This is a genomic window from Allobosea sp. TBD101 (assembly GCF_059817965.1).
Window position 1 is genome coordinate 1,022,415 of record NZ_CM187543.1, and the last position, 23,954, is coordinate 1,046,368.

Here is a 23,954-nt window from a genome sequence, read left to right on the forward strand (position 1 = left end):
CGTTCGCTGCCGCCCGCCGCCCGCGCCAATAGCGTCACGGCCGTGCTGGGCCCGACCAATACCGGCAAGACCCATCTCGCCATTGAGCGCATGATCGCCCATCCCACCGGGATGATCGGCCTGCCGCTCCGCCTGCTCGCGCGCGAGGTCTACCAGCGCGTCGTCGACAAGGTCGGTGCGCAGTCCGTCGCGCTCGTCACCGGCGAGGAGAAGATCAAGCCCGAGCGGCCGCGCTTCTGGATCTGCACGGTCGAGGCGATGCCGCGCGATCTCGCGGTCGATTTCGTCGCCATCGACGAGATCCAGCTTGCCGCCGATCTCGACCGCGGCCATGTCTTCACCGACCGCCTGCTCAACCGGCGCGGCCGGGCCGAGACCATGCTGATCGGCGCCGCGACGATGCGCCCGCTGATCGAGCAGCTCATGCCGGGCGTGAATGTCGTGACGCGCCCGCGCCTGTCGCAGCTCACCTTCGCCGGCGACCGCAAGATCACGCGCCTGGCGCCACGCTCGGCCATCGTCGCCTTCTCGGTCGAGGAGGTCTATGCGATCGCCGAGCTGATCCGCCGGCAGAAGGGCGGGGCGGCCGTGGTGCTAGGGGCGCTTTCACCCCGGACCCGCAATGCTCAGGTCGAACTCTACCAGTCCGGCGATGTCGATTATCTCGTCGCGACCGACGCAATCGGCATGGGGCTCAACCTCGACGTCAATCACATCGCCTTCGCGGCGGACAGGAAATTCGACGGACACCATTATCGCAGGCTCAACCCGGCCGAGTTCGGCCAGATCGCCGGGCGCGCCGGCCGCCATCTGCGCGACGGCACCTTCGGCACCAGCGGGCGCTGCCCGCCTTTCGATGCCGAACTCGTCGAGGCGATCGAGAATCACCGCTTCGAGCCGATCCGCCAGATGCAGTGGCGCAATTCCGATCTCGATTTGCGCTCGGTCGGCGGCCTTCTCGACACTTTGAACATCCAGCCGTCCGAGCAGGGGCTGACGCGGGCGCTGATCGCCGAGGATATGACGACGCTGGAAGTGCTGGCGCGGGACCCGGATATCGCGAAGCTGGCGCAGGGCCGCGCGGCGGTCGAGCGGCTCTGGGAGGTCTGCGGCCTGCCGGATTATCGCAAGATATCGCCGATGCAGCACGCCGATCTCGCGACGACGCTGTATCTCAGGCTGATGCGCCACGGCCGGCTCGATGCCGACTGGTATGCCGCGCAACTCGCCGCGCTCGACCGCACCGATGGCGAGATCGACACGCTCTCGGCACGGATCGCGCAGGTCCGGACTTGGACCTATGTCGCCAATCGTCCTGACTGGTTACCTGATCCAGAGCATTGGCAGGGCATGGCGCGTCTTGTAGAGGACAAGCTGTCGGACGCTCTGCACGAGCGGCTGGCTCACAGATTTGTCGATCGGCGCACCAGCGTGTTGATGCGCCGCTTGCGGGAGAATGCGATGTTGGAGGCTGAGGTCACCGCGACGGGCGACGTGCTCGTCGAGGGCCAGCATGTGGGGATGCTGCAGGGCTTCCGCTTCACGGCGGATCCAAAGGCCGGCGGTTCCGAGGTCAAGGCCCTGAACCTGGCGGCGATGAAGGCGCTGGGCTCCGAGATCGAGGCTAGGGCGGCGCGCGTCGTGCTGGCGGGCGACGATGCCTTCGTGCTGTCGCATGATGGGCTGATCCGCTGGACCGGCGAGCCGGTGGCGCGTCTTACCGCCGGCGAGAAGGTTCTGGAGCCGCGGCTGCGCCTGCTGGTGGAAGAGCATCTCGGCGGTCCCGCGCGCGAACAGGTCGAGGCCCGCCTCAATCTCTGGCTGAAGAACCACATCACCCGCCTGCTCGGCGCCGTGCAGATCCTGGAAGCGGCCGAGAACGTCACCGGCATCGCGCGCGGCATCGCCTATCAGGCGGCCGAGGCGCTCGGCGTGCTCGAGCGTTCCAAGGTCGGCGAGGAGATGAAGACGCTCGATCAGGAAGGCCGCGCGGCGCTGCGCCAGCTCGGCATCCGTTTCGGCGCTTTCCACATCTATATGCCGGCGCTGCTGAAGCCTGCGCCGCGCGCGCTCGCCGCCCAGCTCTGGGCGCTGAAGCATGGCGGGCCGGAGACGGCCGGGCTCGACGACATCGCCCATCTCGCGGCCTCGGGCCGGACCTCGTTCCCGGTCGACAAGGCCGTGCCGAAGGGCCTGTACCGCGCTGCCGGCTACCGCGTCTGTGGCGAGCGGGCCGTGCGCGTCGACATCCTCGAACGCCTTGCGGACCTCATCCGCCCGGCGATCGCGTATCGCCCCGGCGTCACACAGGGCACGCCGCCGGCTGGCGCCGCCGATCAGGACGGCTTCGTCGCGACCGGTGCGATGACCTCGCTCGTCGGCTGCGCGGGCGAGGACTTCGCCTCGATCCTGCGTTCGCTCGGCTATGTTTCGGTCAAGCGCCCGGGACCGGCGATCACCGTGCCGCTGGCGCCGCCTCCGGCGGCGACCGAGCCGGCGAAGCCTGTCGTGGCCGGTGAAGCGGAAGAGACTGCGGCTTCGGGCGAAGTCGCCGAGGCGACCGCAGAGACCGAGGGCGCGAGCGAGCCGGCGACCGCGCTGAACGCGGATGGTTCGACTGAGGGCCAGACGCCTGCCGTCGAGGCCGCTGATCTTCCGATCCTGACCGAAACGGAACTGGACGCGGCGCGCGAGCCGGTGCCGGCCGACGCGATGGCCGCGCTTCCGGCTGCAGCGGCCGAGGAGACGGCTTCTGTCGAAGCCGTTGCTGACGAAGCTCCCGCCGCTGAAGCCACGCCGGCCGAACCTGAGCTGATCGAGATCTGGCGACCGCATCGCCATCAGGGCGGACGCCGGCCGGAGCAGGGCAATCCGCGTGGCCGTCGTGAGGGCGGTGAGCGCCGCGAAGGTGGCGAGCGCCGTGGCGGCGATCGGCCGCAGCGCGAGGGCCGCCCCGGTGGCCCGCGCCGTGACGGGCGGCCCGACAACCGTCCGGCCGCGGGCGAGGGAGCTCCGGCGCAGCGCCAGGATACGCGTCCGCGCCAGGACGACCGTCCGCGTCGCGACGACCGCCCGCAGCGGCAGGACCGTCCCGAGGGCAATCGCGGTCCGCGTCCCGATTTCAAGCGCGACGGCCGCCCCGGTGGTCCGCGTCGCGAGGAGCGGGGCGGGGCCGAGCGCTTCCAGCAGACGCCGCGTCCGCGCCCGGCCAATCGCGAGCCGGACCCGGATTCGCCCTTCGCCAAGCTCGCGGCCCTCAAGGCCCAGCTCGAAGGCAGCAAGAACTGAGGCAAGCTTCGGTGACCGCGCGTCGTCATTCCGGACAAGCCGCGATGGCGGCGACGATCCGGAAACCATCGGAGGGCTCGGCGCTCTCCAATGGATCCCGGGGCAAGCCCGGGATGACGAGGCGGTTCCGCATCAAGTCGGCTGCCTCGGCCCACTCTGACTAGGGAGGCGCGGGCGGCTTGCAGGAGGATCGTCAGCGCCTCGACAAATGGCTCTGGTTCGCGCGCTTCGCCCGCAACCGCCCGGCGGCCGTGCGTCTGGTGGAGGATGGCCATGTCCGCATCGCAGGGCGTCGATGCGACAACCCGGCGCAGGGAATTCGGATCGGGGCCGTGCTGACGCTTGCTCTGCCGCACGCGACCGTCGTGGTTCAGGTCCTCGGCTTCGCCGAACGGCGTGGCTCCTTCGCGGTGGCCCAGCAGCTTTACGAGCGGCTCGACGGCGGCAGCGGCGATGCGTCGCTTGCGGAGCCGGGGGACGAGGATTAAATCCGCGCCCTGTCAGCCGGCAGATGCTGAAAGTGGGCCGGGGAATGAAATCTTCTCCGCGGCGCCTCCCGAATGACAAATCGTTCTGCAAGAGATCACGAAAACGACCTTGAAACCTGCGCCGGGCAAGGGTTTATGGGGCTGTTTAGAAGCGTTGGAAGGGCCGACCCATGACCTATGTGGTCACCGAGAATTGCATCAAGTGCAAGTACATGGATTGCGTCGAAGTTTGCCCGGTCGACTGCTTCTATGAAGGCGAGAACATGCTCGTCATCCATCCCGACGAGTGCATCGATTGCGGCGTCTGCGAGCCGGAATGCCCGGCCGAGGCGATCAAGCCGGACACGGAGCCGGGCCTTGAAAGCTGGCTGCAGCTCAACGGCAAGTTTGCGGCGAGCTGGCCCAACATCACCCAGAAGAAGGACCCGCCGGCGGACGCCAAGGCGTTTGACGGCGTCCCCGGCAAGCTCGAAATGCTCTCGCCCGAACCGGGCGAAGGCGACTGAACCAGGCGCTTTTCGCCGCCCGCGCTGCACTCATCACGACCTCGCCATGCTGCCGCAGGGGAGCGCCGTCCGGCGTTTACCTTTGATTCGGCGTGATTTTTGTGCTACAAGCTAGCCCAGTCGAAGTCGTTCCGCATGCCCCTGCGAGATTCCAGCAATCGGGGCGCCCCCAAAGATCACGAACGCTGAGAGAGCCGGCTTCGGCGCCGGGCCTAGGTGGTCGTTCTCGGCAGGGCCCAATGAAACAATCGACTAGGGAGCGTGAAGCGGTGCGTTTTCAAAGCGTCGCATCAGGCGGAAGTCTCCTGCCAGCCGGCCGGAGGCCAGATCATCACGTGCTCGCGTCGAGCGGGCCGGTCAGGAGTCGTAACGGCATGTCCACTGCGAAGAAAGCTGTTGTGCGCCAGGGTTTCAAGACGGGCGAATACGTCGTCTATCCCTCCCATGGCGTGGGTCAGATCACGGCGATCGAAGAGCAGGAAGTCGCAGGGTTCAAGCTGGAACTGTTCGTCGTCAGCTTCGCCAAGGACAAGATGACGCTGCGTGTTCCGACCGCCAAGGCCGCCAGCGTCGGCCTGCGTAAGCTCGCCGATGCGGAATCCGTCTCCAAGGCACTGACCACGCTCACCGGCCGCGCCCGCGTCAAGCGCACCATGTGGTCGCGTCGCGCGCAGGAATACGAAGCGAAGATCAATTCCGGCGATCTCGTCGCCATCGCCGAAGTGGTGCGCGACCTCTACCGTTCCGAGGCCCAGCCCGAGCAGTCCTATTCCGAGCGCCAGCTCTATGAGGCTGCCCTCGACCGCATGACCCGCGAGATCGCCGTGGTCGACGACGTCACCGAGACCGAGGCGCTCAAGAAGATCGAGGGCCAGCTCGCCAAGTCTCCGCGCCGCGCCAGCAAGGCCGAGGCGGAAGCCGAAGCCGAGATGGAAGGCGACAACGACGATCTGGCGGAAGAAGCCGCCTGAGCGGCGTTCTATTCATTATCGACGAAAAACCCGGCGGGCGACCGCCGGGTTTTTTGTTGGGTTGAGGCTGAGCCAAAGGGCGCTACGCCGTCCCCGTTTCAGCCTTGAGGAACGCAACCGTCCGCGCCCAGGCCTGCTTAGCCGTCGCGGCATTGTAGCGCTCGGCGCTGGTGTCGTTCATGAAAGCATGGTCGACATCGGGATAGACGATGGCCTCGTACTGGATATTGGCTGTCTTCAGCGCCTTCTCGTAATCCGGCAGCATCTGAACGAGGCGGGTGTCGCGCGAGGCCTGCTGGATCAGGAGACGGGCCTTGATCTGTGGCACCTTGGCGAGATCGGGCGAGCGACCGTAGAAGACGACGCCGGCCGATAGCTCGGGCACCGAGACGGCGAGGTCGTTGACCGCGCCGCCGCCCCAGCAGAAGCCGACTGCACCGGTTCGTCCGGTCGCATCCGGGCGTGAGGCCAGGTATTTGAGCGCGGTGCGGCCCTGGGCGATGACCGCTTCGGCGGGAAGCTGCGGGAAGAGCGCGCGGGCGGCGTCGGGGTCGGTCGGCGTGCCGCCGAGAGGGGTCAGGAAATCGAGGCCGAGCGCGGTGAAGCCCTCCAGCGCCATGCGGCGGGTGATGTCTTCGATATGGGGGTTGAGGCCGCGGTTCTCGTGGATGACGAGGACACCGCCGCGCTTCGCCTCAGCCTTGGGCGTGACGAGATAGCCCTTCAAGGCCACGCCATCGACGGTCTGGCCGAACCGGCTGGCGGTAATGCGGGCATCGTCCGGTGCCACCTGCTGCGCATGCGCGTAATTGGGTTCCAGCAGGGCAAGTGCGGCTTCGGCCGCCGCCGCGGTGCCGGCGATGGCGAGCAGCCGGTTCATGAAGACGCGGCGGTCGAGCGGCTTATGCGTATATTCGTCGTAGAGTTCGACGATCCGGCGATCGAGCGCCATTCTTGCCTCCCTGATCATGGCCTTGCGCCGAGCATAGCGTCCGCCGCGCGATGCAGGAGGGGGGTGGGAAACGACTCGCGGCCTTGTGAAGGCGAAGGCTACTCGGCGACGACCTTGTAGCGCTGGCCGGGCGTCAGAGCGGCATTGCGGTCGAGCCCGTTGAGAAGTTGAAACAGCTCGCCAGGCCGATCCTGCTCGGGCATCCGCTCGGCCATGCTTGCGATCGTGTCGCCGGCTTCCGCTGCGACCAGCCGGATCTGCATCGGGCGGATGGATTGCGCTTCCGCAGGCGTCATCACCCGGAAGCTGTCGATGATGCCGCGCATCTGCCGTTCCGGGTCGCTGCCGCCACGTGCGGCCAGAATGAAGCGATAGACCCGGTCGCCGATCTGCACGGCGGCGAGCCGGAAGGTCCAGTCGGTGCCGCGGCCATGGGCGCGGACGGCGGGCTGGCCGGCGACCTCGATTTTCTCGATGCCAGTGGTCTCGACGCCCTCGATCCAGCCGGCGGCGACATAGGATTCCAGCGTCTGGCCGCTCTTCAGCGTGACGGAATCGAAGCGCAGCGCCTGCGTGCCATTGGCGCTGACGCCGATGACCATGTCCTGGGCGGCCTCCAGGCTGAAGCCGTCCGGCGCGCTGAAGCCGATGCGCAGCGCACTGTTGAGATAGCGCCGGCCCCGGACCACGCCGTCGCGTGGATCGTCGCCATAGGCCAGGCCCTCGATCGCAGCGAGCCAGCGATTGGCGTCGCGCTCGCCGATGCCGGGCGCGCCGATCTGGCGGGCTGCCGCGGTGACGGCGGCGATGCGCTCGGGCGTCTGCGGATGGCTGGAGAGGATGTCGAGCCGCTTGTCGTCGGCGCTCTGGTTCTGGCCGCTGCTGCGGAAGGCGGTGTTGCGGCCGAGCGTGGCGAGGAAGCGGCCGGCGCCATAGGGGTCGTAGCTGGCGCGGGAAATGTTGCGGACGCTGATCTGGTCGGCGGTCAGTTCCTGCTGGCGCGAGAACTTGGCGAGCGAGAGCTTCGAGCCGGCGCTGATAGCCGCGCCACGCGTGGGGTCCTTCAGGACCTGCGAGACGACCTGATTCACCAACGCCGATTCCGCTTCCTTCTCGGCGCGCTCGACGGCGTGTTGCGCGGTGACATGGGCGATCTCATGCGCCAGCACGGAGGCGATCTCGGAGGTGTCGTTGGCTAATGCCAGCAGGCCGCGCGTGACATAGAGTCGGCCATTGGGCAGGGCGAAGGCGTTGACCACCGGCGAATTCAGGATGGTGATCTCGTAATGGCCGATCTGGCCCTCGCCGGCTTTGGCGAGGCGCTGGACGACCTCGTCGAGGGCCGCGCGGGCGCGCGGCGCGCGATACTCGCCGCCGAAGGCTGCGAGCAGGCGCTGATGCTCCTGGTCGGAGGCGCGCTGGACCGTGCTGATGCGCGGCGCGATCTCGTTTTCGGAGGTGGAACTCGCCGGCAGTAGCGGGCTCTGGTCGCCAAGGCAGCCAACGAGCAGCAGACCGGGCAGCACGATGGCTGCCAGCTGCTTCGAAAGTCGCGAAAGCGATGCTCGCGGGGGCTGCTGCATGTCCTCAGTCGATCAGTTCCAGCGCGGCCCGGGATGCGACCTCCAGCAGGAGGCCGTCGCGCCCGGACAGGACACCATAGGCGCGCAGCCGTTTACCGCCGAGATCGCTCGCGGTCCAGCCGGCGCTCTTGAGTTCGCGCCAGAGGCTGCGCGACAGGACGATCGAGGCAGCCTCCTTCGGGCGGCGGGAGAAGTTCAGATAGGTCCGCTGGGAGCGCTCGCCGACCGAGGCGATCCGGCCTTCCAGCATGACGTAACGACCCTCCTGCGCCTTTACCGCGGCGAGATCATGGCCATCGACCGCCGTCAGCGGCGAAACTTGCGTCCCAGATGTTACCGTTTTCTGAACGGGGGCCGTCTGCGGCGTTTCGCACGGGGACAAGCCAGGTTCCGGCATGGGCAGGGCCGCTCCCTGCCGCAGCAGCAGTTGCGCGAGGTCCTGTGCCGGCGCCGACGCCGACGGCACGGACAGCCGTGCGGGCAGGCGGCCCCAGCGATCGGGCTCGCCGAGGACGGACAGGCCGAGCGGTCGGCCGAGGAAGCCGCGCAGGCCCGCATCGAAGCGCGCCGTCTCCTCGGCATTCTGGCGTGGCGCGAGGCCGATGAGGCGCAATCTCCGGCCATCGTCCAGAAGCGGGTCTCCGGCTGGGTCGAGCCCGGTCAGTTGCGCCGTCGTGGCCGCATCGGCGTCGGGCGCGCAGCCGGGCGCTGCCCGCACCGGAGTTGTCGCGAAGGCGGCGAACATGACGATGGCAAGAAGGGACTTCACCCGCATCGTGATTATGCTACACGGAGTTCTGTGCCTCCCGGTAGCTCAGCAGGATAGAGCAACGGTTTCCTAAACCGTAGGTCAGGGGTTCGAATCCCTTCCGGGAGGCCAGCTCTCCGCGCAAATCCTTGATTTGCTGCAACTTCCTCAGATATCAGCACTATCGACGCGTCAACCTGCAACACACATGCGCGGGAAACGCACGTCCGTGAAGCTATGGCGTCGTAACAAGCGGGGGGCTTGGTATCTGAACTTCCGCGTGCCGGAGGACCTAGCCGAGCCTTATGTCTGAATAGCCCCGAGTTTCGTAGACGCCGTCGGGTTACATCTCGTGCTGCCGTTCGAACTCGACGGGTGACAGCATCCCGTTCCTGACGTGCTTGCGCTTTGGGTTGTAGAACATCTCGATGTAGTCGAACACGTCCTGCCTTGCCTCTTCGCACCGGGGGTCGATCTGGCGGCTGGGGAAGCGAAGCGCGGGCCGACGTTGTCGAAGGCGCTGGCGGCATGGAAGGAAGGCAGCGGCATGGCTGGCGGCCGAAAGCCACGCCCGCAGACGGTCATCGAGGCCGAAATGGCCGTTCGCCACTTCGCTCAGCTTAACGGCGACTTCAGGCGCTGGACCGGCGTCACGCCCATCGAGTTTCGGCGAACCCTCAAACGAGACTAAATCGGGGACCCGTCGCCCCGGCGCGGCGAGCCGCTTCGTGGCCCTCGCCGCTGGGGTTTCGCTCAGTGCGCCGCTGCCGCCAGGTCGGATCGGCCTGCGGCCGACCTCGAATGGTCCGCCGGGCGCCTTCCCAGGAGGGCCGTCCGAAAGTAGGCGTTCGCCGCCAGTGCGACGCCGAGGGACTCGGAGAACCGCTCGGCCGCCGTCGGGGACAAGTGGTAGCCGTCCGGGAAGTCGCGCGGATCGGCGGGCTCCGTTCCCTGCAGGTCGAGCAGTTCGGCACCGCCGTCGCGGATCGTTCTTCGAAGGTCGTCGGGCAACGGGAAGCGCCTGGGCAGGGGGGTCGCGACGAAGACGACGCCGACGCCGTCCTTCCCGGCCCTCTCGATGAAGCGCGCCAGCCGGGTGTAGGTGTCAGGCCGGCCGTTCCCGGAGGCACGCTGGCGCACGCTCGCGGCCTCGTTCAACGTCTGCGCCAGCGCCTCGTAGCCGGGAATGAGCGCGAGCACGCGCGTCTGCACCCGCTCCCTGTTGGCCCACACCCTCGAAGTCGCACCGAGCAGGTAGCTGATCCGGTCGCTCGCGGAGAGGACGTCGTCGGAGAAGGCCTCCGAGAGGAGGGGGAACCCGGCGAACTGACTGCCGAGGCGCTCGGGCTGCAGGGGCTGGCCGTCCGCGAGCTGGCTCTGGGCGAAGCAGATGACGATGACGCGCGGCAGGGATCGAGCCGGCTCGACGAAGCGCCGATATACGTAGAACCAGTCCAGCAGTCTCGTGTCGTCAGGGTAGACGAGGGCGAACTTCGCCTGGGGCAGGCGGTGGGGCGGCCACGCGCCCTCGACCACGTCGGGCCGGATTCCGGCCCGGGTCAGCGAGTTTCCAAGGAAGAGAACGCCGGGTCCCGGCGCCGCCTCGAAGTTCCGCACGATGGTGGGAATGCTCCTGATGTGCTGGACGTCGAGCGACAGGCGGGGCTCGGCCAGGTACAGGCCGAGTTCGCCGGCGAGAAGGATCGCCAGCACGGAGGAGAGGACCTTCCAGTCGGATCCGCCGCCGAAAGCGCTTCGAAGCACGGGCGTCCCCCCTCGATCGTCAGAACTGGAAATAGACGAACTCGTGACTGTTCGGCGATTGGAAGAAGATCAGCATCAACACGGCGTACGAGTAGACGGCCGCGCGGGCAGGCCACGCGCTGCGTAGCAGGGCGAGGGAATTCTTCGCTCGGACGCCGGTCCAGTACTCGAACAGGTAGAGCGGAAGGGCGTAGAAGGCGATCAGGAGCAGCATGGACACGGCGTCCGGCGTCACGCGCCAGTCCGTGGCCATCAGGTGCAGGAAGGTTCCGACTTGCCGCATGCTCTCGGCCCGGAACAGCAGCCAACCGAAGCAGACCAGGTGGAACATCAGCACGATGCGCCAGCCGCGCGCGAAGGCGCTCAGAGGCCGCTCCTTCTCCCACCCCGCGATCCGGTACAGGCACAGCAGCACGCCATGATAGAGGCCCCAGAACACGAAGGTCCAGTTGGCCCCGTGCCAGATGCCGCCCAGGAGCATCGTGATCATGAGGTTGCGGATGACCATGTATCCGGTCCCGCGATTGCCGCCGAGGGCGACGTACAGGTAGTCGCGCAGCCACGTCGACAGGCTGATGTGCCAGCGCCGCCAGAAGTCGCTCGGCGAAATGGCGAAATAGGGCGACTTGAAGTTGTCCATCAGGTCGATGCCCAGCCACCGGGCGATGCCCTGTGCGATGGAGCTGTACCCCGAGAAGTCCGCGTAGATTTGCCAGGCGAACGCGTACACGCCGATCAGGCATTCGACCCCGGTGAGCTGGGACGGATCGCGACCGAAGATGGAGTTCACCACCAGCGCGAGGTTGTCGCCGATCACGACCTTCTTAAAGAGACCGATCAGAATGTAGTACAAGCCGACCACGAAATCGTCGGAGCGCCGGACCCGGGGGGTCTCGAGCTGCTTTAGGAGGCCTCGGCCGAGCGGGTCCTGGCCTTTGGCGCCGGAGCGCATGATGGGGCCGGCGACCAGGTGGGGGAAAAAGGACACATAGAGCGCGAAGTTCCAAAAGCTCGTCGCCGGCTTGGTGACGCCGCGGGCGATGTCGAAGACGTAGCTCATGCTCTGGAAGGTGTAGAACGAGAGCCCGACCGGCAGGATCACCTGGATGAGCGGCGGCGAGACGTCGAGGCCCACTGCGTTGAGCGCCGCCACGACCTCGGCGGTGAAGAAGTTGTAGTACTTGAAGAAGCCCAGCAGCGCGAGGTTCGTGGCGACCGAGAGCCAGACGTATCGCCGCTTGGCCTTGTCCGACGGTGCCGAAGCCACGAGCAAGCCAAGGTAGAAATCCATCACTGTCGAGAAGGCGATCAGGGGCAGGAAGCGCCAGTCCCACCATCCGTAGAAGAAGTAGCTGGCCCCGAGGATGAAAAACGTCTGGGCACGAAACGGCAGAAGCCAGTAGACGGGGAGCACGACGGCGAAGAATAACCAGAACGTCCAGCTGTTGAACAACATTCGCGCTCACCCGGAAGTCGGCGTTGGATGTCAGCGGATGTTCACCGGTAGCGTCTTTCGTGCCGGCGTTTGTTGATGCCGGTCAGTTCGCCCTCGGCGGCAACGGCTCGGCGATCCAGCAGGGCCCTCGCCCGGGCCGTGGGCTTCCGTGGGTGTTCGTCGCGCTACCCGGCCGTCGGTGCCTCAACGCTGGTGCGCCATCCCCTCCCACGTCCGGACATCGGGCGCGATGCTAGGCAAGAGCGGCTCTGTTCAGTGCGCCTGTCGCACGGGTCGAGCGGAAAATATCGATGAACTGCCCGTGGAATTGCCGGGGCGCGACGACGAGGCTGCGGCATTGGAGGGGGTCGCCCTCGCCATCGATCTCGGTCGCCAGGCAGCCGGCCTCCCGCGCGATGATCACGCCGGCGGCGAGGTCCCAGAGGTCGAGCTTGGCGCCGGAGGTCCAGAAGCCGTCGAAGCGACCTTCCGCGACATAGGCGATCTCCAGCGCCGCCGAGCCCGGGCTGCGGATGCCGGAGACGCGCGGCATGATCGCCGCCATCTCGCGGGCGGCCTTCTCGGTGTCGCCCTTGCCGTTATAGGGAAAGCAGGTTCCGACGACCGCGTGGGCGAGGGATTTGCGACTGGAGCCGTTCAGTCTTCGATTGCCCAGATAGGCGCCCTCTCCGGCCACGGCCCAGAACATCTCGCCGCTCAGGGGATTGAAGGTCACGCCCGCCGTCACCTGGTCGCCTTCCATCAGGGCGAGCGAGGCCGAGAATTGCGGGATGCCGTGCAGGAAGTTGTTGGTCCCGTCGAGCGGGTCGATGATGATCCTGAGCCCGTTTCCGGCATCGGGAGAGGCCGCGCCTTCCTCGCCGAGTACCGCGACCTCGGGCAGCTCCCGGTTGAGATGGGCGACGATCAGGCGCTCGGATTCGATATCGGCGGCGGAGACGAAGTCGGATGGGCCCTTTTCCAGGATGGGCAGGGCCGAGAGACGCGCGAAATTCTCGGCGAGCGAGGCGCCGCCGATCCGAGCGGCCTCCTTCATGGCCTCGACGATCTCGCTGCGGGTCCGGGATTTGGTGGTCATGACGGCTAACCTGGCTGGGTTGAGTGCACTGGTCGGGCGGCTCACGCCGCCGGCATGATCCCGGCTCGCGGGGCAGCGATCGCGCGCAGCGCCGCCTGGTGCAGGTCGGGATTGGCTGCGGCGAGGCAATGCCCGCTCGAATGCAACGTCAGCGCCGCGCCCCTCCAGTCGGTGATGACACCGCCGGCATTGGCGATGACCGGGACATGGGCGAGGACGTCATGCGGGGTGGTGAAGCGGTCGATCGCGATGTCGATCCCGCCCGAGGCGAGCCGTCCGTAGGAATAGCAACTCCCGCCATAGACGCACCAATGCACCGACGCGCGCAGCGCCTGGAAGACCGGCAGGGTCTGCGGATCGTAGAGCTCGATATTGCTGGTCGACAGGACGGCTTCCGGGAGGAGTCTGCGGCCGGAGGTGGCGACGCGGATGTCGTTGAGGGTGGTCGGGTAGCCGTCGGCGCCGATCCAGCGTTCTCGCGTCATCGGCTGGTCGATGACGCCGAGGACGGGCACGCCCTTGCGGGTGAGCGCGATCAGCGTGCCGAAGACCGGGATGCCGGCGACGAAAGCCTTGGTGCCGTCGATCGGGTCGAGCACCCAGACATATTCGGCATCCGTCGCCTGCGCGCCGAATTCCTCGCCGTGGATGCCGTGTTCCGGGAAGGCCTCGCCGATGCGGCGGCGCAGTTCCGTCTCGACGCCGCGGTCGATCTCGGTGACCGGGCTGTCGTCGCCCTTGGAGACGAAGGCGTTGTTCTGACGGGCAGCGTCGCGGATGATCGTGCCGCTCGCTTCCGCCAACCCCTGGGCGAAGGCGATGAAGTTCCTGATGTCGCTAGTCGGCATGACGGACCTGTACGGATATCGCGGCTGTGCTCTTGAGCGGGCGCTGGTGCTTGCTGAGCGCGTATTCGAGGTATTTGAAGCAGCGCGTGATCACGAGGGTGATCGCGAGGTAGATCAGTGCCGCCATGATGAAGAGTTCGTAGGGCTGGAAGGTGCTGGCGACGATGGTGTTGGCGACGCCGGTCAGCTCCATCAGCGTGATCGTGCTGGCGAGCGAGGTGCCCTTCAGCATGCCGATCGCCTGGTTGCTGTAGGCGGGCAGCATGAGCCGGAGCGCGATCGGCAGCACGATGAAGCGCTGGACCTGGAAGGCGGACATGCCGCAGGCACGTGCGGCCTCGACCTCGCCGGCGGGCACGGCCTGGATCGCGCCGCGCAGGATGTTGGTCGTATAGGCGGTCGAATGCAGCGCGCAGGCGAGCAAGGCGCAGACGAAGGGCTGACGCAGCCAGGGCCAGAGAAAGCTCTGGCGCACGAACTCGAACTGGGCGAGGCCGTAATAGACAATGAAGATCTGCACCAGCAGCGGCGTGCCGCGGAAGAAATAGACGAAGCCGTAGATCGGCGCGCGGGCGGCGCGGCTGCCATTGGCGTAGAGGATGCCGAGCGGCAGCGCGCAGACGAAGCCGATGACCTCCGTCAGCAGCAGGAGCTTGAGGGTGAGGACCGCGCCTTGCAGCAGACGCGGGAGGCTCTCGATCATGAGCGAGAGGTCCATGATCAGACCCTCCGGACGCCGCGGTTCGCGCGGGTTTCCAGCCATTCGATGATGAGGGAATTGGCGATCGTCAGCAGGAGATAGATGAGCGCCGCGAGCATGTAGAAGTGGAACGGGCTGCGCGTCACCGAGGTCGCGATGTAGCTGACGCGCATCAGCTCCTCGAGGCCGACCACCGAGATCAGGGAGGTGTTCTTGATCAGCGAGATCCAGATGTTGCCGAGCGCCGGCAGGGCGTAGCGCCACATCAGCGGCAGGCGGATATGGACGAACAGGGTCAGCGGCGACATGCCGAAGGCCCTGGCCGCCTCGATCTGGCCGGGCGGGATGGCGAGAAAGGCGCCGCGGAAGATCTCGGCCGCGTAACCGCCGAAGACCAGGCTCAGCGCCAGCACGCCTGCGCCGAGCGCCGGCATCTCGAAAGAGGTGTTCGGCCCGCCGATCCAGCGCAGCGCGGCCGACAAGGCGACGGTGCTGCCGAAATAGACGAGCAGGATGATCAGCAGCTCCGGCGTGCCGCGGATGCAGGTGGTGTAGAGATCGCCCGCCGCGCGCAGAAACCGCGACGAAGAGAGCTTGGCGAGCGCGACGAGGAGCCCGATCACGAGCCCCGCCGCCAAGGTCAGGAACGCGACCTTGAGCGTGACCATCGTTCCCCAGAAGAGCTGGGTGCCCCAACCCTGAAAGAGGTCTGCCGTCATATTGCGTTCCCGTCAGGGGGAGGGTGGTGCCGGACATGGCCGGCACCTGCGGCATCGGATCATGCTCTTGCCGCCGGGGTGGCTCAGTCGGTCCAGACGCTCGGCATGACCGTGAACTTCCAGTATTTTCGATTGATCGCCTTGAAGGTGCCGTCGGCGAACATGCCCTTCAGCGCTTCGTCGACCTTGGCCAGCAGCTCCGGCTCGTTCTTGCGCAGCCCGACGCCGACACCCGGCCCGAAATACTTGATGCTTTCCAGCTCGGGGCCGACAAAGGCGAAGTCCTTGCCCTGCTTGTCCTCGAAGAAGCCTTCCATCTTGATCGGCCCGGCCATGATCAGGTCGACCCGGCCCGAGATGAGGTCGAGCAGCAAGGTCTCGTAATTCTCGTAACGCGAGATCTGCACGCCGGGGAACTGCTCGGTGAAGTAGCGGTCATAGGTGCTGGCGCGGATCATGCCGACGACCTTGCCGTCGAGCGCCTTGGGATTGGGCTTCCCATCCGCGGTCACGGGCTCCAGCTTGGAACCCTTCGGGCCGACGAAGCGGCCGGTCGAGGCGCGATAGGGAACACTGAAATCGATGCTCTTCTGGCGCGCTTCCGTGATCGAAAGGCTGGCGAGGATGAGATCGAACTTGCGGGCCGAGAGGGCCGGTATCAGCCCCTCGAATGCCTGGCAGACGAATTGCAGCTCGAAGCCCGCGCGCTTGCCGATCTCGCGGGCGAGGTCGACGTCGAAACCGGTCAGCTCTCCGCCCGCCGTACGAAAGTTGAAGGGCGGGTTGGTGCATTCCGTGCCGACCTTGACCTCGCGGGCGAAGGCGGAGCCGGCCAGCAGCAGCGCTGCGCCAGTCAGCAGGGTGAGTGCTGTCTTCTTCATGGTTCTTCTCCTCACAGAACCCGCTGCAGGAAGCGCCTGCACCGCTCGGACGTTGGATTGCCGAAGATGTTTTCCGGCGTGTCACGCTCTTCGATCTTCCCTTCGTGAAGGAAGAGCACCTCGTTGGATACCTCGCGGGCGAAGGCCATTTCATGGGTCACGACGATCATCGTCCGCCCTTCCTCCGCGAGTTGGCGCATGACGCCCAGCACCTCGCCGACCAGTTCCGGGTCGAGGGCGGAGGTCGGCTCGTCGAAGAGCAGGAGCTTGGGCTCCATGGCGAGCGCACGCGCAATGGCGCAGCGCTGCTGCTGGCCGCCGGAGATATGGGCGGGGTAGTGGAAGCGCTTGTCGAACAGGCCGACCTTGGCGAGCAGGGCCTCGGCCCGCTCCTTTGCCTCCGCCTTGGGCACGCCCAGCACCTTGATCGGCGCGATCGTGACATTGTCGAGGACGGTCAGGTGGCTCCAGAGGTTGAAGCTCTGGAACACCATGCCCATCCGGCTGCGGATGCGGTTGATCTGGCGGGCGTCCAGAGCCGCAGTGCCATTGCCACGGCGCCCGAGGTTCAGCTGTTCGCCTTCGAAGTGGATCGAGCCGGCTTCGGGCGTTTCAAGCAGGTTGATGCAGCGCAGGAAGGTGCTCTTGCCCGAGCCGCTTGCCCCGATCATGCAGATGACGTCGCGTTCGCGGGCTGCCAGGCTGACGCCCTTGAGCACCGGGAAGTCGCCATAGCTCTTGTGGATGTCGTCCGCCGTGAGGACGGTCTTCGCCTCGGGTCGAGACACGTTTTCCCCTCCGCTTGCGCTGGATGACCGGCTTTGTCCGATCGCGATTGGCAGGGACGGTACCGACGGCTAAAAACAGCCTCAAGTACCAATTCTTTCGAGTCGAGCATACCAATCCGGCGACATGCTTGACCGCTCGTGCGACGCGCCGCTCAATCGCCGAGAGCTACCGACCGGACCCGCCCCGACCGCGACAGGCTATGAACGCGCGCTTCAATTATCCCTTCTGGAACACGATCGCGCTGGCGCCGGGCGGGCCGGAGCCGCTCTATGACCAGATCGCCGGGCAAATTCGGGCGCTGGTCGTCGACGGCGCGATCCCCCGCGGCATGCATCTGCCGCCGTCGCGCAAGCTTGCAGACGAGCTCGGCGTCTCCCGCTCGACCATCGTGCTCGCCTATAACCGCCTGAAGAACGAAGGCTACGCACATGGGCGCACGGGTGCGGGGACCTATATCGAGAAGGACCTGCCCGAAGACATGCATCGCCGGATCGGCGAGCCGTCGCCCGCTCCGCAGCCGCCCCGGCAATCGCGCGTGCTGGCCGCGCGTGGCAATGCCCTGATGGGGCTGGCGCTGCCGAGCGAGCGCGAGCTCGGCTATGATCTCAGCCCCCTGCTGCCGGCGCTCGACGAATTGCCCTTCGGGGAGATCAGCCGCAGCACCGCCGAATATTGGGGCTCGGAGCCTTGGCCGCAGTTCAATTTCAGCGAGCGGCTGGGCCTGCCCGCCTTGCGCCAGCAGATCGCGAAATACCTCGGCGAATACGAAGGCGTGCCTTGCCGGCCGGAGCAGATCGCCGTCGTCGCCAGCACGACGCAGGCCTTCATCCTGCTGGCGCAATTGCTGCTCGATCCCGGCGACGGCGTCGTCATCGAGGACCCCGGCTATCCGACGCGAACAGCCGCCATGGTGGCCAACGGCGCCCGCATCCTGCCGCAGCGCGTCGATCTGGAAGGCCTCAGCACCGATCGCTTCGGGCCGGAGACGGACGACGCCCGGATCGTGATCGCTTCGCCGACCAACCAGTTCCCCTATGGCTCGACCATGTCGATGGAGCGCCGGCTCTCCCTGTTGGCCTGGGCACGGGCCCGCAATGCCTGGGTGATCGAATACGACTACAGCAGCCCGATCGGCATCAACCGCCAGCCGCTCCCCTCGTTGCTCTCGCTCGATGCTGACCAGCGCGTCATCTTCATCGGCAATATCAACCGGATCTTCTCGCCGTCCTTCGGCCTGACCTATCTGGTGCTGCCGCCCGATCTGGTCGAGCTGTTCTATCGCGCGAAGCTGGTGTTTTCCTGCTACCTGCCGCCGCCGCTGCAGCAGATGGTGGCCGACATCATGGGGCGCGGCGTGCTCGCCAAGCATGTCAGGCGCATGCGGCTCATCTATCGCGAGCGGGCGACGATCCTGGTCGATGCCCTCAGGCAGGCACTCGGTGACCGCCTGCTCATTCCCGACGTGACCGCGGGATTGCATCTGACGGCCCATGCGCTGGGTCCGCTGGACGACGCTGCCGTTACCGATGCAGCGCGCCAGCGCGGCATCGATGCGCCCGCGCTGTCGCGCTACCGCTTGCAAGACAAGACGGCCACGGGCTTCGTCTTCGGCTTCGGCAATACCGTGCCCGAACGGATAACCCCGGCGGTGCGGCGTTTCGCCGAGATCATGGCTGCGGCCTAGGGCTTTTGGGAATCGATCGTTTCACCCCGGCATCAGCAGGGCCGGGACAGGAGGACGGGATGACGGACAGGGACGGGTTGGCGCGGCGACTGATCGATGAGCATGACCGCAACGAAAAGTTCCGGCCTTTCGCCGCGGCGAACGGCATCGCCTCGCTCGACGATTCCTATGCCGTGCAAGAGCGCTATGTCTCGCTGCTGAAGCCGCGCTGCGGCGCAGCTATCGGTTACAAGATCGGCCTGACCTCGCAGCGCATGCAGGCGATGTGCGGCATTCCCCATCCGATAGCGGGCGTTGTGCTGGCCGACCGGCTGCACCATTCCGGCGCGCGCCTCGCGACCGCCGACTATGGCCGCATGGGCCTCGAGTTCGAGATCGCGGTGCGCATGGCCAGCGATCTACCCGTCGGAGGGCCGGCCTGGACGCAGGAAAGCATCGCGGAGCATGTCGCCGGCGTCTGCGCCGCGATCGAGATCGTCGACGACCGAGCTGCCGACTATGCCGAGCTCGACGTGCTCTCGCTGGTTGCCGACAATTCCTGGAATGGCGGCGTGGTGCTGTCGGCGTTCCGCAGCAACTGGCCGACGCTGGATGCCGTCCCGGGAACGGTCAGCCGCAATGGAACGGAGATCGACCGTGGCCATGGCCGCGACGTGCTCGGCCACCCCTTCGCGCCGCTTGCCTGGCTCGCCAATGCATTGGCGGCGAAGAGGCAGAGCCTGCGTGCCGGCGAGATCGTGATGACCGGCAGCCTCGTTACCACGCGCTTCCCGACCGAGACCGAAACCTATCGCTTCGAGCTCGAAGGCATCGGCGCCGTCGAGCTTAACGTCACCGCCTGAGTGCCGGAGAACAAGATCATGGCGCATCGCCTCGCTGCCCGGATGAGCCGGGTCAAGCCCTCCGCTATCCGCGAGCTTCTGCGGCTGGGCGCCGATCCCAGCGTGATCTCATTCGGCGGCGGCTATCCCGACGCCTCGCTGTTCCCGATCGCGGGGCTGGACGAGGTCTTCCGCAAGACGCTGGCCGAGAACGGACAGGAGGCGCTGCAATACACCGTCTCGAACGGCATGCCGCTGCTTCGTCGGCAGATCGCCGAGCGGATGGCGCGCGACGGTGTTCGCTGCACAGAGGACGAGGTTCTGATCCTCCAGGGCGGCCAGCAGGGGCTCGATCTCGTCGCCAAGCTGCTGATCGACAAGGACGACATCATCATCGTCGAGGACCCGACCTTCCTGGGGGCGCTGATCGCCTTCAACCCCTGCGAGCCGCGCTATGTCACGGTCGGCATGGATGAGGACGGCATGGATGTCGAGGCGCTCGACGCGGCGCTGAAGGCCAATCCGGGAGCCAAGTTCATCTATACGGTCCCCGATTTCCAGAACCCGACCGGCGTCACCATGAGCCTGGCGCGGCGCAAGCGGTTGGTCGAGATCGCCAACGAGCATGATGTGATCATCCTCGAGGATTCGCCCTATCGCGATATCCGCTTCGAGGGCGAGCGCATCCCGCCGATCAAGAGCTTCGACACCGAGGGCCGGGTGATCTATCTCGGCAGCTTCTCGAAGATCCTGGCCCCGGGCCTCCGGCTCGGCTGGGCCGTTGCTTCGACCGAGTTGATCGAGCAGCTCGGCCTGCTCAAGCTTGCGGCCGATACGCAGACGAGCACGCTCAACATGGCGGTCGCCTCGCGCTTCCTCGCGGATTACGACATCGACGCGCATATCGCCACGATCCGCAGCGCCTATCGCCACAAGAAGAACCTGATGCTGGAGACGATCCGGCGGAGCTTCCCGCAGGAGATCGCCTGTACCGATGCGAGCGGCGGGCTCTTCACCTGGCTGACCTTCCCCGAAGGCTTCGATGCCGCCGCCTTCATGCTCGACCATGCGCTTCCGGAGGCCCGCGTCGCCTATGTGCCCGGCGCGACCTTCTTCGCGCTCGAGCAGCGGCCGAACCATGCCCGGCTGAGCTATTCGACGCAGACGGACGAGCGGCTCGTGGCCGGCATCACGGCGCTCGGCCGTGTCCTGAAGGCCCATCTCGGGTCGCGCGCAGGCGGCTGAGCGAAGCCTACCCCCCCGATATCGGCAGATGAGGACCGCACCATGCCCGTGATCATCCATCCCGTCCCGAAGAACGACCTGACGGAGGCCGAGATCGCGCGCTGGCAGGCGATCCCCGTTGCGGTCGCGGTCGATCTCGGCCGCAACCTCAACCAGATCGATCCGGCGATCCGCCCGCTGAGGCCGCCCGGACAGCAGCCGCGCCTGTTCGGGCGCGCGGTGACCGCCTTCTGCGAGGCGCCGGATTTCGGCTCCGTCGTGCGTGCCATGGATGTGATCGGCCCCGGCGACGTCCTGGTTATCGCGGCGGCGGGCCATGCGGAGAGCGCGATGATCGGCGAGATCCTCGGCGGCCACATCCGCCGCAAGGGTGCCGTCGGCCTCGTTTGCGACGGGGCGATCCGTGATGTCGGGACGCTCGCCGGCTGGACGGATTTCTCGGTCTTCACGCGCTCGGTAACGCCGCGCGGCCCGTCCTCGGCGGAGCGAGGCGAGATCAACCGCCCGGTGGTGATCGGGGGCGCGATCGTCTCGCCCGGCGACCTCCTGATCGGCGACGACGACGGGCTGGTCGCGCTGACGCCGGCGACGATCCGCAGCCGCATCGCCGATGCCGAGGCCCGGCTGGTGCTGGAAGCGAAATGGGAAGCAGCCCTGAAGGCCGGTCAGACGGCACAGGCGGTCTTCGGGTTGACGCCGGCTTAACCTGCCATGCCCCTATGGCCGCGTCTCGGATGGAGCGGTCGATATCAGCGTCGATGGCGGTCTCGACCCGTCCGACGACTGCGCGATGGCGCCGATCGTGCGCAATGCCGGCGGCGCGATCACCGATTGGGACGGCCGGGAGCTGACGATCCATTCCGGTCATCGCTGCGTCGTGGCAAGCGGCAGCTCGGCCCTGCATGGCGAGGTCCTCGACCGACTGCGCCGACATTGATCAACCGGACGGTCCGGAATGACGGTGCTTCCGCGAAAAAGCGGCATGCTCTAAGCACGAAGCATGGAGACTGTCTCGCCGCATGAAATCTTTACCCATGTCCGCATCGTCATGGGCATGGTCATCGGCCTCGGCATCACGCGGATGCTGGCGGGGATCGCCGGCTTCATACAGCATCCCGGGCGGTATCGGGTCTCGCTGCTCCACATGCTCTGGGTCGGCTCGATCCTGCTCGAACTCGTGCTGTTCTGGTGGTGGGAGTTCGGCCTGTCGCGCATCCCGGTCTGGAGCTTCGGCGCCTATCTCTTCCTGATCGGCTATGCCGTCGTGCTCTATCTGATCTCGGCGTTGCTGTTCCCGGACAATATCGCCGAATATGCCGGCTACGAGGATTTCTTCATCCGGCGGCGGCACTGGTTCTTCGGCTTGCTGGCGGCAACCTTCGTGCTCGATGTCGTCGATACCCTGATCAAGGGCAACGAGCACTGGAGCCAGCTCAGCGGCGACTATCTCGTGCAGGTCCCGATCGGACTGGCACTCTGTCTCGTCGCATATGTTTCCGCACGGCGCTGGGTCCATATCGCGCTCGCCAGCGTGCATATCCTCTACCAGAGCTACTGGGTCGTGCGGGTCGTCTACACGATGGGCTGACGCGCGTTCAGCGCCTTTTGCCGGAGGCGTCCGCGAAGGGCGCGAAATGCTGCGCGACCTGCCGGTAGACCTCCCGCTTGAAGGGGATGATGAGCCCCGGGGTCTCGTCGAGACGCGCCCAGCGCCAGGCGTCGAACTCGGCCTTGTGCCCGCCGGCCGGGGTCAGGATGTCGACCTCGTCCTCGGAACCGATGAGGCGGAAGGCGAACCATTTCTGCGCCTGGCCGCGCCAGCGCCCCTTCCAGGCTTCCTTGCCGATATCGACCGGCAGATCATAGGCGAGCCAGCCCGGCGCCTCGGCGAGAAGCTCGACCGAGGTGACGTTGGTTTCCTCGGCGAGTTCGCGGCGCGCGGCCTCCAGCGGCGTCTCGCCCTCGTCGATGCCACCCTGCGGCATCTGCCAGGCATGGCCGGGCGCGACATGCTCGCGCTTGGTCTTGTCGGCACGCCGGCCGACGAAGACGAGACCCTCGGCGTTGAAGAGGGCGAGCCCGACGCAGGGACGGTAGCCTTCGGGGGCCTTGTCGGTCATTGCAGCGATCCGGTGGTCTTGATCGATCCGGTCGAGATCGACCCGGTGCTCTTGGGCGAACGGAAGTCGCGGGCGGCGCTGACGGGAACGATCACGATCTTCTTGGCTTCCAGAGACTGCGCCCAGCGGTTGATCCGCTCGATCGAGACCGGCAGGGCGCTCGCGGCTGCGACCGCAATGCCCTGCTCGCGCGACAGGTTTTCGAGCGCGGCCAGTTCCTTGTCGATCGCGTCGGCACGGGTGACGCCGTCGATGACGCGGTCGATCTTCAGGGAGGGGATGCGGGCGCGGTCGGCCGAGCCGGCGAGCAGGCTGCGCGCGGAGGAGCCGTCGTCGACGACCATCAGGCCGCGGCCGGCAAGCTCGCGCAGGACAGGGGAGAGCGCGCTTTCGTCTGCGGTAAAGCGGCCGCCGAGAAAATTGACGATGCCGACATAGCCGGTAAAGCGGCCGAGCGCCCAATGCAGCTTGTCGAGGTTGTCGGGCGCCTTCGGGCCGGTCAGCAGCGTATGCGGGCCGGGATCGTTGTCGGGATAGTCGAAGGGCTCCATCGGCAATTGCAGGAAGACCTCATGGCCTTCGCTGCGGGCGCGCTGGACGGTGCGTTCGAGTTCGGCGCCATAGGGCGCGAAGGCGAGCGAGACCGGCGCCGGCAGTTTCGCGATCGCGTCGGCCGTGCCGCTCTGGCTGATGCCGAGCCCGCCGACGAGGATGGCGATACGGCCGACCGGCTTGGTCGCGGGTTCCGGGCCGAGCGGGCGGGCATAGATCTTGGCCGGCGTCGCACCTTCGGGCCCGGATTTCGGCAGCAGGCCGTAACGCGAGCGCTCGACCAGGCGATTGTCGGGGGCCGTCGCGAGCTTGATCGTGCGCGCCGTGTCGGGAATGGTGATGACGATGGCTTCCGGAGCGTCCTCGCCGACGCGTACCACGGTCACCCCTGCACTGTTCTCGAGCTGGGCGGCGGTGGCAGGCCCGCGGGGCGTGGCAGCCGCGGGATCGGCGGTGGCGGGGGCGGAGGAGACGGGGGCAGAACGCTTCTCGATCGAGGCCACTGCGATCGGCTCGCCGCCATCGGGATCGCGGAGCAGCGCCACTGTCAGCACGAGCCCCAGAATGGCCACGCCAACGCTGCCGGCCGCCGCCGTCGCGAGCCAACGTCCCCAGGGCCTGCCAGAGGCCGCCGGGCGATCCTGGCCGAGCGGTCGATTGAGCTCCGTCAGCGGCGTATCGGCCGAGAGAGGCCGTCCTCGAAATTGCGACGCGGACCCGAATCAGCAGCCCGCGCGTCAGAGTACGCGCCGATCAGATTG

At 66.9% G+C, this 23,954-nt stretch carries 24 protein-coding genes, 1 tRNA gene and 1 pseudogene; 12 read left to right on the forward strand and 14 right to left on the reverse strand.

Annotated elements, in window-relative coordinates; translation table 11 throughout:
* The first annotated feature begins 90 nt into the window (after positions 1-90).
* From AC6RIC_RS04825 to AC6RIC_RS04840, 4 genes are all read left to right on the forward strand, one after another.
* Positions 91-3,288 carry a helicase-related protein gene (locus tag AC6RIC_RS04825; protein ID WP_499736553.1) on the forward strand — a complete coding sequence of 1,066 codons (3,198 nt, stop codon included), beginning with the start codon at positions 91-93 and terminating at the stop codon, positions 3,286-3,288.
* 179 nt (positions 3,289-3,467) lie between these two features.
* A complete protein-coding gene (locus AC6RIC_RS04830) occupies positions 3,468-3,776 on the forward strand; it encodes an RNA-binding S4 domain-containing protein (RefSeq protein WP_454655057.1) in 309 nt (102 codons plus the stop codon).
* A gap of 170 nt (positions 3,777-3,946) precedes the next feature.
* Positions 3,947-4,282, forward strand: coding sequence for a ferredoxin FdxA (gene fdxA / locus AC6RIC_RS04835; RefSeq protein ID WP_291653498.1), 336 nt, complete (start codon positions 3,947-3,949; stop codon positions 4,280-4,282).
* Between the two features lie 374 nt (positions 4,283-4,656).
* Positions 4,657-5,253, forward strand: a complete 597-nt coding sequence (locus tag AC6RIC_RS04840; protein WP_499735329.1) for a CarD family transcriptional regulator — start codon at positions 4,657-4,659, stop codon at positions 5,251-5,253.
* 82 nt (positions 5,254-5,335) lie between these two features.
* On the opposite strand, the gene AC6RIC_RS04845 is transcribed toward AC6RIC_RS04840, so the two are convergent.
* From AC6RIC_RS04845 to AC6RIC_RS04855, 3 genes are all read right to left on the reverse strand, one after another.
* The gene (locus tag AC6RIC_RS04845; RefSeq protein WP_499735330.1) at positions 5,336-6,205 is read right to left on the reverse strand and encodes a dienelactone hydrolase family protein; all 870 of its coding nucleotides are present in this window, start codon (positions 6,203-6,205) and stop codon (positions 5,336-5,338) included.
* Between the two features lie 98 nt (positions 6,206-6,303).
* The gene (locus AC6RIC_RS04850; RefSeq protein ID WP_499735331.1) at positions 6,304-7,788 is read right to left on the reverse strand and encodes a M48 family metalloprotease; all 1,485 of its coding nucleotides are present in this window, start codon (positions 7,786-7,788) and stop codon (positions 6,304-6,306) included.
* 4 nt (positions 7,789-7,792) lie between these two features.
* Positions 7,793-8,557, reverse strand: coding sequence for a hypothetical protein (locus AC6RIC_RS04855; RefSeq protein WP_499735332.1), 765 nt, complete (start codon positions 8,555-8,557; stop codon positions 7,793-7,795).
* Between the two features lie 34 nt (positions 8,558-8,591).
* Here AC6RIC_RS04855 and AC6RIC_RS04860 point away from each other — a divergent pair.
* Positions 8,592-8,668: transfer RNA gene (locus tag AC6RIC_RS04860), tRNA-Arg, on the forward strand.
* A gap of 211 nt (positions 8,669-8,879) precedes the next feature.
* On the opposite strand, the pseudogene AC6RIC_RS04865 reads toward AC6RIC_RS04860, so the two are convergent.
* Positions 8,880-8,996 (reverse strand): annotated as a pseudogene (locus AC6RIC_RS04865) (IS3 family transposase); the annotation flags it as partial.
* 48 nt (positions 8,997-9,044) lie between these two features.
* On the opposite strand from AC6RIC_RS04865, the gene AC6RIC_RS04870 reads away from it, so the two are divergent.
* Positions 9,045-9,227, forward strand: coding sequence for a hypothetical protein (locus AC6RIC_RS04870; protein ID WP_499736674.1), 183 nt, complete (start codon positions 9,045-9,047; stop codon positions 9,225-9,227).
* A 62-nt stretch (positions 9,228-9,289) separates the two neighbouring features.
* Here AC6RIC_RS04870 and AC6RIC_RS04875 read toward each other — a convergent pair whose 3' ends face one another.
* The 8 genes from AC6RIC_RS04875 to AC6RIC_RS04910 form a co-directional block, all read right to left on the reverse strand.
* The gene (locus tag AC6RIC_RS04875; protein WP_499735333.1) at positions 9,290-10,300 is read right to left on the reverse strand and encodes a hypothetical protein; all 1,011 of its coding nucleotides are present in this window, start codon (positions 10,298-10,300) and stop codon (positions 9,290-9,292) included.
* 19 nt (positions 10,301-10,319) lie between these two features.
* Positions 10,320-11,756, reverse strand: coding sequence for an MBOAT family O-acyltransferase (locus tag AC6RIC_RS04880; protein ID WP_499735334.1), 1,437 nt, complete (start codon positions 11,754-11,756; stop codon positions 10,320-10,322).
* Between the two features lie 232 nt (positions 11,757-11,988).
* Positions 11,989-12,834 carry an inositol monophosphatase family protein gene (locus AC6RIC_RS04885; RefSeq protein WP_499735335.1) on the reverse strand — a complete coding sequence of 282 codons (846 nt, stop codon included), beginning with the start codon at positions 12,832-12,834 and terminating at the stop codon, positions 11,989-11,991.
* Between the two features lie 41 nt (positions 12,835-12,875).
* A complete protein-coding gene (locus AC6RIC_RS04890) occupies positions 12,876-13,682 on the reverse strand; it encodes an inositol monophosphatase family protein (RefSeq protein ID WP_499735336.1) in 807 nt (268 codons plus the stop codon).
* Positions 13,672-14,400, reverse strand: coding sequence for an ABC transporter permease (locus AC6RIC_RS04895; protein WP_454655148.1), 729 nt, complete (start codon positions 14,398-14,400; stop codon positions 13,672-13,674). Before AC6RIC_RS04895 ends, AC6RIC_RS04890 begins: the two co-directional genes overlap by 11 nt.
* A gap of 2 nt (positions 14,401-14,402) precedes the next feature.
* Positions 14,403-15,101 (reverse strand): ABC transporter permease, encoded by a 699-nt coding sequence (locus tag AC6RIC_RS04900; RefSeq protein WP_499735337.1) that lies wholly within the window; start codon positions 15,099-15,101, stop codon positions 14,403-14,405.
* 83 nt (positions 15,102-15,184) lie between these two features.
* Positions 15,185-15,982 carry a transporter substrate-binding domain-containing protein gene (locus AC6RIC_RS04905; protein ID WP_499735338.1) on the reverse strand — a complete coding sequence of 266 codons (798 nt, stop codon included), beginning with the start codon at positions 15,980-15,982 and terminating at the stop codon, positions 15,185-15,187.
* A gap of 11 nt (positions 15,983-15,993) precedes the next feature.
* Positions 15,994-16,770 carry an ABC transporter ATP-binding protein gene (locus AC6RIC_RS04910; protein ID WP_499735339.1) on the reverse strand — a complete coding sequence of 259 codons (777 nt, stop codon included), beginning with the start codon at positions 16,768-16,770 and terminating at the stop codon, positions 15,994-15,996.
* A 200-nt stretch (positions 16,771-16,970) separates the two neighbouring features.
* On the opposite strand from AC6RIC_RS04910, the gene pdxR reads away from it, so the two are divergent.
* The 6 genes from pdxR (at position 16,971) to AC6RIC_RS04940 (ending at position 22,109) form a co-directional block, all read left to right on the forward strand.
* Positions 16,971-18,455, forward strand: a complete 1,485-nt coding sequence (gene pdxR, locus AC6RIC_RS04915; protein ID WP_499735340.1) for a MocR-like pyridoxine biosynthesis transcription factor PdxR — start codon at positions 16,971-16,973, stop codon at positions 18,453-18,455.
* Positions 18,456-18,514: 59 nt separating this feature from the next.
* Positions 18,515-19,297, forward strand: coding sequence for a 2-keto-4-pentenoate hydratase (locus tag AC6RIC_RS04920; protein ID WP_499735341.1), 783 nt, complete (start codon positions 18,515-18,517; stop codon positions 19,295-19,297).
* An 18-nt stretch (positions 19,298-19,315) separates the two neighbouring features.
* Complete coding sequence (locus tag AC6RIC_RS04925; protein ID WP_499735342.1) at positions 19,316-20,521, forward strand: aminotransferase-like domain-containing protein; 1,206 nt, start codon at positions 19,316-19,318, stop codon at positions 20,519-20,521.
* A 42-nt stretch (positions 20,522-20,563) separates the two neighbouring features.
* Positions 20,564-21,226, forward strand: a complete 663-nt coding sequence (locus AC6RIC_RS04930) for an RraA family protein (RefSeq protein WP_499735343.1) — start codon at positions 20,564-20,566, stop codon at positions 21,224-21,226.
* A 43-nt stretch (positions 21,227-21,269) separates the two neighbouring features.
* Entirely contained in the window at positions 21,270-21,458 is a 189-nt protein-coding gene (locus AC6RIC_RS04935; protein WP_499736554.1) for a hypothetical protein, read from the forward strand.
* 63 nt (positions 21,459-21,521) lie between these two features.
* On the forward strand, positions 21,522-22,109 hold the full coding sequence (locus AC6RIC_RS04940) for a hypothetical protein (RefSeq protein ID WP_454655166.1): 588 nt from the start codon (positions 21,522-21,524) through the stop codon (positions 22,107-22,109).
* 7 nt (positions 22,110-22,116) lie between these two features.
* On the opposite strand, the gene AC6RIC_RS04945 is transcribed toward AC6RIC_RS04940, so the two are convergent.
* Both AC6RIC_RS04945 and AC6RIC_RS04950 read right to left on the reverse strand, forming a co-directional pair.
* Positions 22,117-22,641: an RNA pyrophosphohydrolase gene (locus tag AC6RIC_RS04945; protein WP_454655168.1), complete on the reverse strand. Its 525-nt coding sequence runs from the start codon at positions 22,639-22,641 to the stop codon at positions 22,117-22,119.
* Positions 22,638-23,765, reverse strand: coding sequence for a divergent polysaccharide deacetylase family protein (locus AC6RIC_RS04950; protein ID WP_499735344.1), 1,128 nt, complete (start codon positions 23,763-23,765; stop codon positions 22,638-22,640). Before AC6RIC_RS04950 ends, AC6RIC_RS04945 begins: the two co-directional genes overlap by 4 nt.
* Between the last annotated feature and the right edge of the window lie 189 nt (positions 23,766-23,954).